Source organism: Paraburkholderia sediminicola (assembly GCF_046026855.1).
Taxonomy (GTDB): domain Bacteria; phylum Pseudomonadota; class Gammaproteobacteria; order Burkholderiales; family Burkholderiaceae; genus Paraburkholderia; species Paraburkholderia sediminicola_A.
The window spans coordinates 124204-137869 of the sequence record NZ_JAQQET010000004.1; the positions used below are offsets into that span (position 1 = coordinate 124204).

A 13666-nucleotide genomic window follows, 5' to 3' on the forward strand; every position below is an offset into this window, starting at 1 on the left:
AGCGATGCAGTTCGATGTCGTGACGCTCTTTCCTGACATGTTTCGTGCGCTGACCGACTGGGGCATCACCAGCCGTGCGGCGAAGCAGGAGCGCTACGGGTTGCGCACGTGGAATCCACGCGATTTCACGACCGACAACTACCGCACAATCGACGATCGCCCGTACGGTGGCGGCCCCGGCATGGTGATGCTGGCCAAGCCCCTGGAAGACGCGATCGGCGCGGCGAAAGCTGCGCAGGCGGAGCAGGGCATTGGCGCGTCGCGCGTCGTGATGATGTCGCCGCAAGGTGCTACGCTGAATCACGACCGTGTCATGCAGTTTGCGGCCGAGCCCGGTCTGATTCTGTTGTGCGGGCGCTATGAAGCGATTGATCAGCGTTTGCTCGACCGTGTCGTCGACGAGGAAGTCAGTCTTGGCGACTTCGTGCTGTCCGGCGGGGAATTGCCGGCCATGGCGTTGATGGATGCGGTGGTGCGTCAGTTGCCGGGGGTGCTGAACGACTCGCAATCGGCGGTGCAAGATAGTTTCGTCGACGTGCTGCTGGATTGTCCGCATTACACGCGTCCGGAGGAATACGACGGCGTGCGTGTGCCTGATGTGCTGCTTGGCGGCCATCATGCGGAAATCGAAGCGTGGCGTCGGCGTGAAGCCTTGCGTAACACGTTGAACAAGCGGCCCGATCTGATTCAGAAGGCCAGAAAGAACAAGATGTTGAGCCGTGCCGACGAGGCATGGCTTACGAGTCTCGCGAAGGAAGTGTCGAAGGCGTAAAGCCTTGGGCTTTCGAGCGGACATAGGCGGTGCCGCACATGCGTGTACGGCGCCAGATGTGAACCCATCCTCTATCGGGGCCGTAGCCGCGCGCAATAGGCAAACCCTACGCGAGGCAGGTACGAACGCCGACAAGATGGACTTAGGAGTCAGTGATGAATCTGATTGCAATACTCGAGCAGGAAGAAATCGGCCGCGCTCTCGGCGAGAAGACCATCCCCGAATTCGCCCCCGGCGATACGGTGATCGTTAGCGTGAACGTGGTTGAAGGTACGCGTAAGCGTGTTCAGGCTTACGAAGGCGTCGTGATCGCCAAGCGTAACCGTGGTCTGAATTCGTCGTTCATCGTCCGCAAGATTTCGTCGGGCGAAGGCGTCGAGCGTACGTTCCAGACGTACTCGCCGCTGCTGGCAAGCATCGTCGTGAAGCGTCGTGGCGATGTGCGTCGTGCGAAGCTGTATTACCTGCGCGACCGTTCGGGCAAGTCGGCTCGGATCAAGGAAAAGCTGGTCGCGAAGAAAGACCGCGCTGCTCCGGAAGCGTAAAAGCTGTAAGAAAAAGCACCCCTCGCGGGTGCTTTTTTGTTTGCCAGGTCAAAATAGCGGAATGTCCCCAATCCGCTCATTCCGAGAAACCCGTTGATCCGCCCCGCCTTTGAGCCTGAAACTCTACCTGTCGAAGCGACGGGCGCCGATCTGCCACCGGTGGTTGCCGGGCGCCTGACGCCCGATGGTCTGCGCGCGCGTTTCGAGCAGCGTCTGAGTTGGACGCCTGAGCCGATTATCGAAGCCCCCTGGCGCGATCAGCACGTCGATCCGCGTGTTGCCGCTGTGCTGGTGCCACTGGTCGTGCGCGATAACGGCCTCACTGTATTGCTGACCCAACGAGCCGACCATCTGAACGACCACGCGGGCCAGGTGAGCTTTCCCGGCGGCCGTCACGAACCGTTCGACGCTGACGCGACCGCCACGGCCTTGCGCGAGGCACAGGAAGAAGTCGGTCTCGATCCATCACGCGTTGAAATTCTCGGTGCGTTGCCCGACTATCTGACGGGCACCGGGTTTCGTGTGACGCCCGTGATCGGTCTCGTACATCCGCCATTCACGTTGAAAGCCGATGCACTCGAAGTAGCCGACGTCTTCGAAGTGCCGCTCGCTTTTCTAATGAATCCCGCGCACCACGAGGAGCGCGTGTTTCGTTACGAAGGCGGCGAGCGTCGTTTCTTTGCCATGCCCTATCCGCGGGCTGCGTCGGCGCGAGCTGAAGATCGCGAGCGCCAGGTGGGCGGTCATTATTTCATCTGGGGCGCGACGGCGGCGATGCTGCGCAACTTCTATCGCTTTCTCGCGGCATGAGCCACGTCGGTTTGTGCAGTTGTCGAGTGTTTGTCAATGTCCGCGCTCAGTCGCATCCGACCCTGTGCTATCGTTATAAAACAATCGTAAAAACTCGAAAAGCACGGCGCATCGCATGACTTTTTTCTCTGTATTGCTGGCTCTGATTATTGAACAGGTGCGCGCGCTGTCGCTGAACAATCCAGTGGCGGCATTGCTTCAATACCATGCGGAGTCGGCGGCGCATGGATTCGATGCCGGCAAGCCCAAACACGGCGTGCTCGCGTGGCTCGTGGTGGTGGTGCCCTGGACGCTGGCCGTCGCGCTCGTCTACTACGTGCTGTATCACATTCACTTCGCGCTGGCCTTCCTGTGGAATGTCGCGGTGCTGTACTTCACGCTCGGCTTCCGGCAGTTCAGCCATTACTTCACTGACATCCACCTCGCGTTGAACAACGACGATGTGCCACGCGCGCGTGAAATCCTGAATGAATGGACCGGGCTCGACACGGTGGACATGCCCGTCAGCGAGATCGTGCGTCATACGCTGATTCACGCGGTGGTCGCCTCGCACCGGCACGTGTTCGGCGTGTTTTTCTGGTTCCTGATTCCGGTCGGACCCGCCGGCGCGGTGCTGTATCGGATTGCCGAGTATCTGGCGCGCACGTGGGCGCGGCCGGTCGACGACCGCACCGCCGCGTTTTCGAGTTTTGCGCAGCGCGCCTTCTTCGTGATCGACTGGGTGCCGGCGCGGCTTACGTCGCTGGGCTTTGCGATCGTCGGTAATTTCGAAGACGCGATTTATGCCTGGCGCAACCACGCGCGTCAGTGGCCGGATGCGAACGACGGCGTGTTGCTGGCCGCGGGCAGTGGGGCGTTGGGTGCGCGTCTGAGTGGGCCGCTCGCCGAGCAGTCGAGCCTTGACGCGCTGGCTACCGGCGACGGCGGCCCGATGCAGGTCGGCGACGACTGCACGCCGCGCACGCTGCAATCTGCGGTGGGTCTCGTGTGGCGCGCGGTGGTGCTGTGGATGATCCTGTTGTTGATGCTGACGATTGCGGTGTGGCTCGCTTGAATCAGTGCACGACTAACGCAACGCAAAAAAAAGCCGGGTAAGCAACCCGGTTTTTTTATTGATTACGCTGCGGCGACTTTAGCGCCTGGTATTTGAGGCTGAGCCGCCTCACCGTTTTTCCCCCGCGTCGGAACCGTTTCACCGTTCATCTACGCCCCAACCGCTTCAGCCATCCAGCGGATCACGCGCCGTCCCGCACTGCCAGCACACTGTGAACTGCGCTTCGAGCGTCTCTCCGCACTGGCGGCATTGCCACGAAGGCGAGCCCGCAGCCGGTCCATGTGAAGCCACGTCGATCAGGCGCCGCGCCATCGCCTCGTCGCGTTCATCGACGAGCCACAGCTCCGGCGCGCACTGATCCGCCGGAATATCCCCAAGCGCGCCGTTCAGATAACGGTTATGCAACTCGCAAGCGATGCCCGCCGTCTCCAGCACATTGACCCAATGCTGTCCGATGATCAGATTCGGCGCGCGCATCAATTTCATCGTGAATCCATGGGTTGACAGCGGCGCGCCTCAGCGCACGATCTGGCTGGCTTCGTGCACCAGTTGCGCATACAGGGCGTGCCGTTCGCGCCGGATGTGACCATCGGCAACCGCTTCGAGAATCGCGCAGCCCGGCTCCTGCAGGTGATGGCAGTTGTAGAAGCGGCAGTTCGGCAGCAACGGCCGGAACTCGGGAAACGCGCGTTCGAGCCGGCCTTCGGTCAGATGATGGAGGCCGAATTCCTGGAAGCCCGGCGAATCGATCAATGCACCACCGTCGCCACCGGGCAAAGGGTAGAGCCGCGTGAACGTGGTGGTATGCCGCCCACTGTTCAGCGCGGTCGAGATCTCGCGTGTAGCGACTTCGGCATTCGGAATCAGCAGATTCACCAGCGTCGATTTGCCCATGCCCGACTGGCCGAGCAGCAGCGTCGAGTGGCCTTGCAGATGCTCGATCAAAGCGGCACGCGCGGCGTCAGGCTGCATCTTGATCGACACTTCGACCACGGTGTAACCGAGTGCCCGATACGATTCCAGCCGCTTGCGGGCTCCCTCTAGCGCGCCGGTCACGTCGGTCTTGTTCAGCACGATCAGTGGCTTGAGCTCGTGTGCTTCTGCGGCGACCAGCGCGCGCCCAAGCAGGTCCTCGCTGAAGTGTGGTTCGGTCGCGAGCACGACCAGCAACTGATCGAGGTTCGCGGCAAAGAGTTTCGACTTGTACTGATCCGAGCGATACAGCAGATTGCGCCGCTCGCCGATCTCGACGATCACACCCTGATCCGCCGAAGTCGGTTCGTAAATCACGCGATCGCCGACCGCCACTTCGCTACGCTTGCCGCGCGGGAAGCACTGGAGCATCGGGCTGCCGTCTTCCGGTGCGACCATGTAGTGGCGCCCATGAGCGGCAATCACGAGCCCACCTACGCGCGTGCTGGACGGCGCGCGCGGCGCTTTCGGGGAGCGGCCGCTCATGCGTGCCGCAGCAGGCGGTCGATCCGCTGCGACGCTGGCGGATGCGAGTAATAGAACGCGGTGTAGAGCGGATCGGGCGTCAAGGTCGACGCGTTGTCCTCATACAGCTTGACGAGCGCGTTGACGAGGTCTTGCGCATCGGTTTGTGTGGCGGCGAAGGCGTCAGCTTCGAATTCGTGCTTACGCGAGCTCAGGCTGCCGAGCGGCGTAACAAAGAACAGGAACACCGGCAGCGCGAGGAAGAACAGCACCAGCGCGAGACCGCTATTGCCGCCGATCAGCGACGGCCGCACCCCCAGTCCCTCATAGAACCACACGCATTGCGTCAGCCAGCCGAGCAGGGCGAGCATCGCGAGGCTGATCGCGAACGTGACGATCATCCGCTTGATCACGTGACGGCGCTTGAAGTGGCCGAGTTCGTGCGCGAGCACCGCTTCGATTTCGTTGCCTGACAGGCGCGCGAGCAGCGTGTCGAAGAACACGATCCGCTTGGCCGCGCCGAAGCCTGTGAAATACGCATTGCCGTGTGCCGAACGACGGCTGCCGTCCATCACGAACAGGCCCTTGGCGGCGAAGCCGCAGCGCTGCATCAGCGCTTCGATGCGGCTTTTCAGCGCGTCGTCCTTGAGCGGCTCGAACTTGTTGAAGAGCGGCGCGATAAATGACGGATACAGCACCAGCACGAGCATCTGGAACGCGACCCACACGATCCATGTCCATAGCCACCACAGGCTGCCGGCCTGGTTCATCAGCCACAGCACGACAAACAGCAGTGGCAAGCCGAACGCGGCGCCGAGCAGGACGCCTTTGAGACGGTCGAGGAAGAAAATACCCTTGCTCATCCGGTTGAAGCCGAAGCGTTGCTCGACCACGAATTGCCGGTAGTACTCGAATGGCAGGTCAATCACGCTGGTGATCGCGATCACCGCCGCGACCAGCGCGATCTGGCCGGCGTAGCCGCGGCCCAGCCAGTCGGAAATCGCCAGATCGAGTGCCTGCACGCCGCCGAGCAGCGTCAGCCCGATCAGCACGGCCGCACCGACGACGATCTCGATCATGGTTAGCCGGGTGCGTTCGACGGTGTAGTCCGCGGCACGCTGGTGTGCGGTGAGCGCGATGGTGCCGGCGAACTGGCTCGGCACCTGCTCGCGATGGCCGGCGACGAAGCGGATCTGCCGCGACGCGAGCCACAGTTTGGTGCTGACCATCGCCACGACGGCGACGACGAACAGAACAGTGAAGTACAGGGTAGGCATCCGGGGATTCCGTGGTATCTATGCGAGAATTATATGTTTCTTCCCGCCTGGCGGCGGGGCGATAAGTCCAAACCGGCCCAAACCGGCTCAAACCAATCTCATACGAACAATTGCTGCGGCAAGCGTGCTTTCAGTAAGCCGTCTGTCCGGCCATCAGGGTTGCCTTCATGACTGACATCCTCTCATCCACCGAACAGCCGCCGCTCGTGCGCAGCGACATGAATCTCGTCTGGCTGGACATGGAAATGACCGGGCTCGAGCCGGACACCGACCGCATCATCGAAATCGCGGTGGTGGTGACGAATTCGACGCTCGACAGGTTGGTCGAAGGGCCGGTGCTGGCGATTCATCAGAGCGACGAGACGCTCGCCAAAATGGATCAGTGGAACCAGAACACGCATGGCCGCTCGGGCCTGATCGACCGCGTGAAGGCGTCGACGGTGAGCGAAGCCGACGCCACCGAACAGATTCGCAACTTTCTCAGCGCTTATGTGCCGCCTGGCAAATCGCCGATGTGCGGCAACTCGATCTGCCAGGACCGCCGCTTCATGGCGCGCTGGATGCCGGATCTGGAGCGCTTCTTCCATTACCGCAATCTCGACGTCAGCACGCTGAAGGAACTGTGCCGCCGCTGGCAGCCGGTGATCTACAAGGGTTTTCAGAAACGCGCGATGCACACGGCGCTGGCCGACATCCATGAATCGATCGATGAGCTGAAGTACTACCGCGAGCACTTCCTGATTCCGGCGGCCTCGCAGGTGCCGCAAGCGCCCGCCGCGGAATAACCCACTGGCTGCCGTTCCAGCCTTAATCCGGCCGAGGCGCGCGCACCGCGTTCTTCGGCCGGAATGTCTTCACCACGTCGGCGTTGGTTTCAATATACGGGCCGCCGATCAGGTCGATGCAATAGGGCACGGCGGCGAAAATTCCCGGCACCTTCACTGCGCCTGCTGTTTCGGCGTCACGCAAGCCTTCCAGCGTTTCCTTGATCGACTTCGGCTGACCCGGCAGGTTGATGATCAGCGCGGCATGTCCGGCCGTTTCGCGGATGACGGCCACCTGACGCGACAGAATCGCCGTCGGTACGAAATTCAGGCTGATCTGCCGCATCTGCTCGCCGAAACCCGGCATTTCCTTCGTGGCCACCGCCAAAGTCGCTTCCGGTGTCACATCGCGGCGTGACGGACCAGTGCCGCCGGTGGTCAGCACCAGATCGCAACCGACCTCGTCGACCAGTTCGATCAGCGTGGCGGAAATAGTGGGCGCTTCGTCCTGAATCAGCCGCGTGACCACCTGAAACGGTGAACTCAGGGCGAGGCCGAGCCATTCCTGCAGCGCCGGTATGCCTTTGTCCTCATACACGCCGGTGGACGCGCGGTCGCTGATCGACACGAGACCGATCACGATTTCGTCGGGATGCTGACGCGGCGGCTTAGGCGTCGCGGTCGTCATCGTCGTCTTCCAGGGCGTCTTGCGCGTCGGAATCAGTATCGGCAGACGGGCCGTCGGCATTTTTGACCCACTGGAACAATTCGCGGAAATAGCGCGGCGGCTTGCTTTGCTGCGCTTCCTTGCGGGCGTTGCGGATCAGCGTGCGGCCTTGCTGCGGGTCGGCATTCGGGTGCTGGCGGATGAATTCGGTCAGCGCGGCGTCGTCGGCCAGCAATTTTTCGCGGGTGCGCTCGATCCAGTGCAGCTTGGCCGTTTCCGCCTTGTTGACGCCGTTATAGGTGTCGAGCGCGGTGCGCAGCGCAGCGGTTTCCTCGTCCAGCAGCGAGCGCATTACGCGCCCGACGTACTGTACCTGGCGGCGCTTGCCTTCGTGATCGGTGATGCGGCGCGCTTCGCGCACGGCGTCGTCGAGCTTTTCGGGCATCGGCATGCGCTTGAGCGCGTCTTTGGGCAGCGCGATCAGCGCCGAGCCCAGCTCCTGCAGCTCGTGCATGTCGCGCTTGAGCTGGGACTTGCTGGGACGGTCGTAGCCGTTCTCGTCGACTTCCGGTTCGGCGGACTCGATGGGTTGAATGCGGGTTTTGCGTGTCATACCGATATTGTAGCGTGCCGTGCCCCCCTGAACCCGCCGTGTTGCTGTGCACAAGGCCTCGCGCCCGGGTTTTTGCCAACGCCGCGAGGCTGGCAAGCCGGGAGAAAGCCAGGGCAACGCCAGGACAGCGCCGAAGCAAAGCCACGCTCAGCGAATGCCAGGTACAGCTTCGCGTACCTTGCTATGATCGCGGGATGCGTAACCACGCACATGCGCACGCAAATGTGCCTGCACGTGCGTGGCATGGGCGAACACACAGGGCCGCTCGGCCCCGAACAGGACGGCAACGACAATGGCAGCAGACATGGACGTCAAGCAGCGCTTTTTTCCGCATACCCAGGATGAACTGAAGGAAATCGCCTCGGACATCCTTCGTCACGCGAAGTCGCTCGGCGGTACGGACGCGGCGACCGAGATTTCCGAAGGCGACGGCCTGTCCGTCTCCGTGCGGCGCGGCGAAGTCGAGACGATTGAACACAACCGCGACAAGATGGTCGGCGTGACGGTGTTCATCGGCAACAAGCGCGGCAACGCGAGCACCTCGGACTTCTCGTCGCAGGCTTTGAAGGACACGGTCGCGGCGGCGTACAACATCGCCCGCTTCACCGCTGAAGACGATTGCGCGGGCCTCGCCGAAGCAGACTTGCTCGAAACCGCACCGCGCGATCTCGATCTGTATCACCCGTGGAATCTGTCGGCCGACGAAGCGGTGGAAATCGCCCGCCGCTCGGAAGACGCCGCGTTCGCGACCGATCCGCAGATCAAGAACTCGGAAGGCGCAAGCGTCTCGGCCCAGCACTCGCAGTTCGTGCTGGCTACCTCGCGCGGTTTCCTCGCCGGCTATCCGTACTCGCGCCATTACATCGCATGCGCGCCGATTGCCGGCAGCGCGCGCAATATGCAGCGCGACGACTGGTACACGTCAACCCGTAGCGCGGGAGACCTTGCCGATCCGGAGGCGGTGGGCCGTTACGCGGCGCAACGGGCGCTGTCGCGCATCGGCGCGCGCGGGCTCGACACGCGCAAGGTGCCGGTGCTGTTCGAAGCGCCGCTCGCCGCCGGCATTCTCGGTGCGTTCGTTCAGGCAACGAGCGGCGGCGCGCTGTACCGCAAGACCTCGTTCCTCGTCGACAGTCTCGGCAAGCCGGTGTTCGCGCCGCACGTTCAGGTGGTCGAGGATCCGCACGTCGCGCGTGCGATGGGCAGCGCGCCGTTCGACGAAGAAGGCGTGCGTACCAAACAGCGCTCGGTGGTGAAGGACGGCGTGGTGGAAGGCTACTTCCTGTCCACCTACTCGGCGCGCAAGCTCGGTATGCAGACCACTGGCAACGCGGGCGGCTCGCACAATCTGTCGCTGCGCAGCTCGAATACGCGTCCGGAAGACGACTTCGAAGAAATGCTGAAGAAGCTCGGCACGGGCTTGCTGCTGACCGAACTGATGGGGCAGGGCGTGAACTACGTGACGGGCGATTATTCGCGCGGCGCGTCGGGCTTCTGGGTCGAGAACGGCAAGATCCAGTATCCGGTCGAGGAAATCACCGTCGCCAGCACCTTGCAGGAGATGTTCCGCCATATCGTCGCGATCGGTGCGGATACGATCACGCGCGGCACCAAGGAAACGGGCTCGGTGCTGATCGAAAGGATGACCATTGCGGGCCAGTAAGCGGTTCGATTAAAGCGGCCGCAGACCGGCGCAGTCCGGTCGCGCAAGAAGGCCGAATGAAAAGCGCCACGCAAGCCATTGCGTGGCGCTTTTTTATGCGTGCGTTGTGGCTGGTGGCAAATGCAGAATGCCTTCAGCCTGATGCGCCAGGCTCAGCGCAAACCCTCAAGCACCCTTACGCTTATAAGTCACGAACGCATAATCGAAATCGTTCGGCGCGTCCGCGCGATGCGTTTCGTGCGCGACTTCTTCCCACTCGCTTTCATCGAGTTCAGGAAACGTGGCGTCGCCTTCAAAGTCGGCGGAAATCTCGGTGACGATCAGCTTGTCCGCCTGACGCAAACCTTCCGCATACAACTGCGCGCCGCCGATCAGAAACGCTTCCGGCGCCTGGTCCTGAGCGGCGAGCTTGAGCGCGTCCTCGAGGGTGGTGGCCGCGTCGCAGCCCTGAAAGCGCCGTGCGGCATCCCGTGTCACGACAATGTTGCGGCGTCCCGGCAACGGCCGGCCGATCGATTCATGCGTCTTGCGGCCCATGATGATGGGCGCGCCCATCGTGGTGCGCTTGAAGAACGCGAGGTCTTCGGGAAGTCGCCAGGGCAACTGGTTGTTGCGGCCGATCACGCCGTTATTGGCGCGAGCGACGATCAGAGTGAGCGTCGTCATCGAATGGAAAGGGGAACGTAACCAGGCTGATTCTACCTGAGGCACGAGACGGCACTGCTGTGTGAGCGGCTCGGAGCCCGGACAGGCGTCTACGCTGGCGCCAGCCTGACCGGCTTACCTTCCCACTGTGGCGGGGCATTGATGCACTGGCCGGGCGGGCGGCGCTTCCGCCGTGGCAGGCTGGAAAGCGCTTCCCGCGCAGTCGGTGTCTTACCCATGGCAGGCCATGCCGCACCCGGCCGGGCAAACAAACCCAGCCGGCGCCGCACGTTACCGCGCTGGCCGCTGTGCCTGGCGCCCCATCATTCGTGCGAAGGCTCGTCGACGGCGGTCGGTTCGAACGATGCCTTTTCGTCGGCCGCACTCAGCTCCCGCAGCCCGTGCTGGCCCATTAGCCTGTACAGCGTCACGCGCGAAATATTCAGGTCCACCGCCGCCTCGTTCAGCCGGTGACGATGCCGCAGCAGCGCCGCTTCGATCGCGCGCTTCTCGGCGGCTTCGCGCGCCTGCGAGAGGCTCATGGTCTGTTGCCCGGTGAACTGGGCGAGGTCGAGATCGTCGGCGGAAATCAGCTTGTTCTCGGCCATCACGATTGCGCGGCGCACCCGGTTGATCAGCTCGCGTACATTGCCGGGCCAGTTGTAGTTGTACAGCGCTTCGATCGCCGACGGCGTGAAGCCGCGGATATTGCGGGCGCTATCGATCTTGAACTTGTGCAGGATGTGATGCGCGAGGATTTCGATATCTTTGCCGCGCGCCCGCAACGGTGGTTCATCCACCCGCAACACGCACAGACGGTGAAACAGGTCGGCCCGGAACTGTCCTTCGCGCATCGCGCCTTCGAGGTCGATGTGGGTTGCCGAAATGATCCGCACGTCGATCGGAATCGATTCGCGACCGCCGAGGCGTTCGATCTTGCCTTCCTGCAAAAAGCGCAGCAGGCTCGCCTGACTTTCGAGTGGCAGATCGCCGATTTCGTCGAGCAGCAGCGTGCCGCCGTCGGCGGCTTCGACCCGGCCGATCTTGCGCTGATTCGCACCGGTGAACGCGCCACGCTCGTAGCCGAATAGTTCGGACTGCAACAGATGATGCGGAATCGCACCGCAATTGATCGCGACGAACGGCGCCTTGCGGCGCGGCGAGCGTTCGTGAATCGCGAGCGCGGTGAGTTCCTTGCCGGTGCCCGATTCGCCGGAGATGAACACGCTCGCATCGGTGTTCGCCACTTTGCGAATGGTGCGAAAGAGGTTCTGCATCGCCTCGCAGGTGCCGACCATTTCCTCGTCGCCGGTGTCGCTCACAGGCGGGGCGAGTTCCGGCTCGCACAGCGTTACCATGCCGAAGGCGTGGCCGACCAGATAGTCGACCGTCGCGTTTGCCACCGGCATCTTCACGTAGTCGAAGCAGTAGTGGCGCACGAGGCGCCGCACCACCGGATCGCCGAGCCTTTCGTTGGTGGCGAGCGCGATCCAGCCGACCTGCTGCTGGCGCAAGCTCGCTTCGAGGCCGCCCAGATCGCGCGGTGGGAAGCTCGCCAGATCGACGATGCCGGCGCAGGCCACGTCGGGCTTCACGAGCTTGCCGAGTTCATGCGCCGAGCGAGCCACCGCGACACTCCAGCCCCGACTTTTAAGGTGCGCGACGAGCGTATCGTCCGGCGTGCGCGCCACGTACAGCACCGTGCGTTCGTGCGCATGGGTGGCCGGCGCGCCAATCGAAGCGACCGCCGCCACGGCGGGCCGGTTCGTCACGGCTTCGAGGGAGCGGCCCGCAGGTATCTCCTTCGGCAGCGCAAGCGTCATATGCGATCCCGCTCCCGCCACCGGAGTAACACTGGTCAGATGAGGTGATTCACGCACGTTCGACCTCGTTTTGTTGACACGTCAGAAGGTGTAGGGAAACCGCACGCCGACCACGAAATTCGGTGCATCCGGCGTCAAGCCGACGGAGACCGAGCCGTTGATGGTCAGGTGTTTGTTCACGACGTGGTTCAGGCCGAAATTCAGCGCCGCAGCCGTAGTTTCACTGCCCGGCACCTTGGAGTAGGAGCCGCCCGGCGCACGCGTTTTCGACTCGGGCTCGAGCGCCATTGTGTAGGAGATGCTGGCGGAGTCCTTGTCGGAGAACGCCAGCGCCACGCCACCGCCGAACTGCACGATGTCACCGAGCTTGACTGTTGCCGGTTCGGTTTGTCCCTGCACCGAGGAGATGTCCGCGAACGAACGCGCGATGTTGTAGGTGTACGAAAGACTGCCGAACAGCACCACCGGGTCATACGTCTTCAACAGCGAAACGCCGGCGGTGATGCTCCAGAAACCCGTGCCGGTGGGCAGCTTGCTGGGTGCCACCAGGTTGGTGTTGTCGTTGTCCACCTGCACCAGCTTTTCGCCGAACGGCGTCGAGCCGGTCGGCGCCTTGATACGCAGACTGCCGACGATGTCCGGCAGACTATTGGTCTCTTTCAGGAACTGGTAGTAGATCCCGAAGTTGACGTCGCCGATATCGCTGCCGTTCACGGACGCATCGGACAGCGTGCTCGCCGCACCGCCGGCGCCGCCGACGATGAAGTTGCTATGCCGGTAGATGTACGGCACGTCGACGTCGATACTCATGCGGTCGGTCAAACCGTAGCGCGTATCGAGATCGGCCATCACCTGGTGCGACTTGGTCTCGCCCAGATTGATGTTGCCGAGGAAAATCGCGTCGAGCGCCAGGAAGCCTGACAACTGCAACTGCCGGCGATCGTAGTAGGTATCGCTGATACCCCAGTCCAGCGTCAGCTTGTGGTCGAAGAGCGGCGCATGCTCGCGCTGTACGACGGCTTCTTCGGCTTGCGTGCGCACCGGTTCGGCGGCTTTCTGGGTCGTGCCGATTGCGCCGCTGCCGTCGGTGGCGGCAGGCAAACCGCCTGCGTTGCTGCCATCGGGCGGCGGTGGATTGACCGGCACGCCGGTCGCCGTGCCCGTGTTGCCGCCCGGCGCGGGAGTGCCGGGGTTGACCTGTGCGAGTGGCGGCAGTGGCACCGGCAGTCCGTCGGCGCCGGGCTGCTCGGCCACGGCTTCGCTACCTGCCGGCGCACCGTAGCCCGGCATGCCGCGGCCGCGCTCCGCCATTTCCAGATTGGTGACCTGCTTCTCGAGTGAGTGAATCTGCCGCTGCTGCTCGTCGACCACCCGCATCAATGTATTAAGACGGTCTTCGACCGATTGTCCGGCGAGCGCCTGCGCGCTCGCCCCTTGCGAAAGTGCGAATAGCATGACGGCGGCGGGAATGGCCGCCAGTGCCATGCGCGGCACCTTTATCGATGAAAAATTGTTCATTTTGTGTTCCCCCGGTGTTCCGGCGGCGCGCCGACTGTCTCCTGGCGACGCGCTGTCGTATCAGTACTGCATGTGCCG

General features: G+C 62.9%; 14 protein-coding genes. 6 read left to right on the forward strand and 8 right to left on the reverse strand.

Annotated elements, in window-relative coordinates:
* The first annotated feature begins 4 nt into the window (after positions 1 to 4).
* The 4 genes from trmD to PQR40_RS05955 all read left to right on the forward strand — a co-directional run bounded on the left by trmD (position 5) and on the right by PQR40_RS05955 (position 3181).
* Positions 5 to 772 carry a tRNA (guanosine(37)-N1)-methyltransferase TrmD gene (trmD, locus tag PQR40_RS05940; protein ID WP_408222323.1) on the forward strand — a complete coding sequence of 256 codons (768 nt, stop codon included), beginning with the start codon at positions 5 to 7 and terminating at the stop codon, positions 770 to 772.
* A gap of 155 nt (positions 773 to 927) precedes the next feature.
* On the forward strand, positions 928 to 1317 hold the full coding sequence (rplS, locus tag PQR40_RS05945) for a 50S ribosomal protein L19 (protein WP_012433948.1): 390 nt from the start codon (positions 928 to 930) through the stop codon (positions 1315 to 1317).
* Positions 1318 to 1410: 93 nt separating this feature from the next.
* Complete coding sequence (locus PQR40_RS05950; RefSeq protein WP_408508604.1) at positions 1411 to 2127, forward strand: CoA pyrophosphatase; 717 nt, start codon at positions 1411 to 1413, stop codon at positions 2125 to 2127.
* A gap of 115 nt (positions 2128 to 2242) precedes the next feature.
* Positions 2243 to 3181, forward strand: coding sequence for a CobD/CbiB family protein (locus tag PQR40_RS05955; RefSeq protein WP_325045466.1), 939 nt, complete (start codon positions 2243 to 2245; stop codon positions 3179 to 3181).
* 165 nt (positions 3182 to 3346) lie between these two features.
* Here the strand turns inward: PQR40_RS05955 and PQR40_RS05960 are convergent, their stop codons facing one another.
* Genes PQR40_RS05960 through PQR40_RS05970 form a run of 3 tightly spaced genes read right to left on the reverse strand, consistent with a single transcriptional unit; the run spans position 3347 to position 5895 of the window.
* Positions 3347 to 3667, reverse strand: a complete 321-nt coding sequence (locus PQR40_RS05960; protein WP_408222318.1) for a putative signal transducing protein — start codon at positions 3665 to 3667, stop codon at positions 3347 to 3349.
* Positions 3668 to 3697: 30 nt separating this feature from the next.
* Positions 3698 to 4639, reverse strand: coding sequence for a ribosome small subunit-dependent GTPase A (gene rsgA, locus PQR40_RS05965; RefSeq protein ID WP_408222316.1), 942 nt, complete (start codon positions 4637 to 4639; stop codon positions 3698 to 3700).
* Complete coding sequence (locus PQR40_RS05970; RefSeq protein ID WP_408222314.1) at positions 4636 to 5895, reverse strand: M48 family metallopeptidase; 1260 nt, start codon at positions 5893 to 5895, stop codon at positions 4636 to 4638. Before PQR40_RS05970 ends, rsgA begins: the two co-directional genes overlap by 4 nt.
* Positions 5896 to 6062: 167 nt before the next feature.
* Here PQR40_RS05970 and orn point away from each other — a divergent pair, with 167 nt between their 5' ends.
* Positions 6063 to 6680 (forward strand): oligoribonuclease, encoded by a 618-nt coding sequence (gene orn / locus PQR40_RS05975; RefSeq protein WP_408222312.1) that lies wholly within the window; start codon positions 6063 to 6065, stop codon positions 6678 to 6680.
* A gap of 22 nt (positions 6681 to 6702) precedes the next feature.
* Here the strand turns inward: orn and mog are convergent, their stop codons facing one another.
* Both mog and yjgA read right to left on the reverse strand, forming a co-directional pair.
* The gene (gene mog, locus PQR40_RS05980; protein ID WP_408222310.1) at positions 6703 to 7347 is read right to left on the reverse strand and encodes a molybdopterin adenylyltransferase; all 645 of its coding nucleotides are present in this window, start codon (positions 7345 to 7347) and stop codon (positions 6703 to 6705) included.
* Positions 7328 to 7939: a ribosome biogenesis factor YjgA gene (gene yjgA / locus PQR40_RS05985; RefSeq protein ID WP_408222308.1), complete on the reverse strand. Its 612-nt coding sequence runs from the start codon at positions 7937 to 7939 to the stop codon at positions 7328 to 7330. The genes mog and yjgA overlap by 20 nt, the downstream gene beginning before the upstream one ends.
* Before the next feature lie 292 nt (positions 7940 to 8231).
* Between yjgA and pmbA the strand changes: the two genes are divergently transcribed.
* Positions 8232 to 9602: a metalloprotease PmbA gene (gene pmbA / locus PQR40_RS05990; RefSeq protein WP_408388602.1), complete on the forward strand. Its 1371-nt coding sequence runs from the start codon at positions 8232 to 8234 to the stop codon at positions 9600 to 9602.
* A 165-nt stretch (positions 9603 to 9767) separates the two neighbouring features.
* Here pmbA and PQR40_RS05995 read toward each other — a convergent pair whose 3' ends face one another.
* From PQR40_RS05995 to PQR40_RS06005, 3 genes are all read right to left on the reverse strand, one after another.
* Positions 9768 to 10268 carry a dihydrofolate reductase gene (locus PQR40_RS05995; RefSeq protein WP_325044882.1) on the reverse strand — a complete coding sequence of 167 codons (501 nt, stop codon included), beginning with the start codon at positions 10266 to 10268 and terminating at the stop codon, positions 9768 to 9770.
* 302 nt (positions 10269 to 10570) lie between these two features.
* On the reverse strand, positions 10571 to 12127 hold the full coding sequence (locus PQR40_RS06000; RefSeq protein ID WP_408222303.1) for a sigma-54 dependent transcriptional regulator: 1557 nt from the start codon (positions 12125 to 12127) through the stop codon (positions 10571 to 10573).
* 24 nt (positions 12128 to 12151) lie between these two features.
* Entirely contained in the window at positions 12152 to 13588 is a 1437-nt protein-coding gene (locus PQR40_RS06005; protein WP_408222301.1) for a hypothetical protein, read from the reverse strand.
* Between the last annotated feature and the right edge of the window lie 78 nt (positions 13589 to 13666).

What these genes read in the sequence shown, in the direction of transcription:
- PQR40_RS05955 (WP_325045466.1), top strand. Translation starts at nt 2,243, where the DNA reads ATGACTTTTTTCTCTGTATTGCTGGCTCTGATTATTGAACAGGTGCGC.
- yjgA (WP_408222308.1), bottom strand. Translation starts at nt 7,939, where the DNA reads ATGACACGCAAAACCCGCATTCAACCCATCGAGTCCGCCGAACCGGAA.
- rsgA (WP_408222316.1), bottom strand. Translation starts at nt 4,639, where the DNA reads ATGAGCGGCCGCTCCCCGAAAGCGCCGCGCGCGCCGTCCAGCACGCGC.
- pmbA (WP_408388602.1), top strand. Translation starts at nt 8,232, where the DNA reads ATGGCAGCAGACATGGACGTCAAGCAGCGCTTTTTTCCGCATACCCAG.
- mog (WP_408222310.1), bottom strand. Translation starts at nt 7,347, where the DNA reads ATGACGACCGCGACGCCTAAGCCGCCGCGTCAGCATCCCGACGAAATC.
- orn (WP_408222312.1), top strand. Translation starts at nt 6,063, where the DNA reads ATGACTGACATCCTCTCATCCACCGAACAGCCGCCGCTCGTGCGCAGC.
- PQR40_RS06005 (WP_408222301.1), bottom strand. Translation starts at nt 13,588, where the DNA reads ATGAACAATTTTTCATCGATAAAGGTGCCGCGCATGGCACTGGCGGCC.
- PQR40_RS05970 (WP_408222314.1), bottom strand. Translation starts at nt 5,895, where the DNA reads ATGCCTACCCTGTACTTCACTGTTCTGTTCGTCGTCGCCGTCGTGGCG.
- PQR40_RS05995 (WP_325044882.1), bottom strand. Translation starts at nt 10,268, where the DNA reads ATGACGACGCTCACTCTGATCGTCGCTCGCGCCAATAACGGCGTGATC.
- rplS (WP_012433948.1), top strand. Translation starts at nt 928, where the DNA reads ATGAATCTGATTGCAATACTCGAGCAGGAAGAAATCGGCCGCGCTCTC.
- trmD (WP_408222323.1), top strand. Translation starts at nt 5, where the DNA reads ATGCAGTTCGATGTCGTGACGCTCTTTCCTGACATGTTTCGTGCGCTG.
- PQR40_RS05960 (WP_408222318.1), bottom strand. Translation starts at nt 3,667, where the DNA reads ATGAAATTGATGCGCGCGCCGAATCTGATCATCGGACAGCATTGGGTC.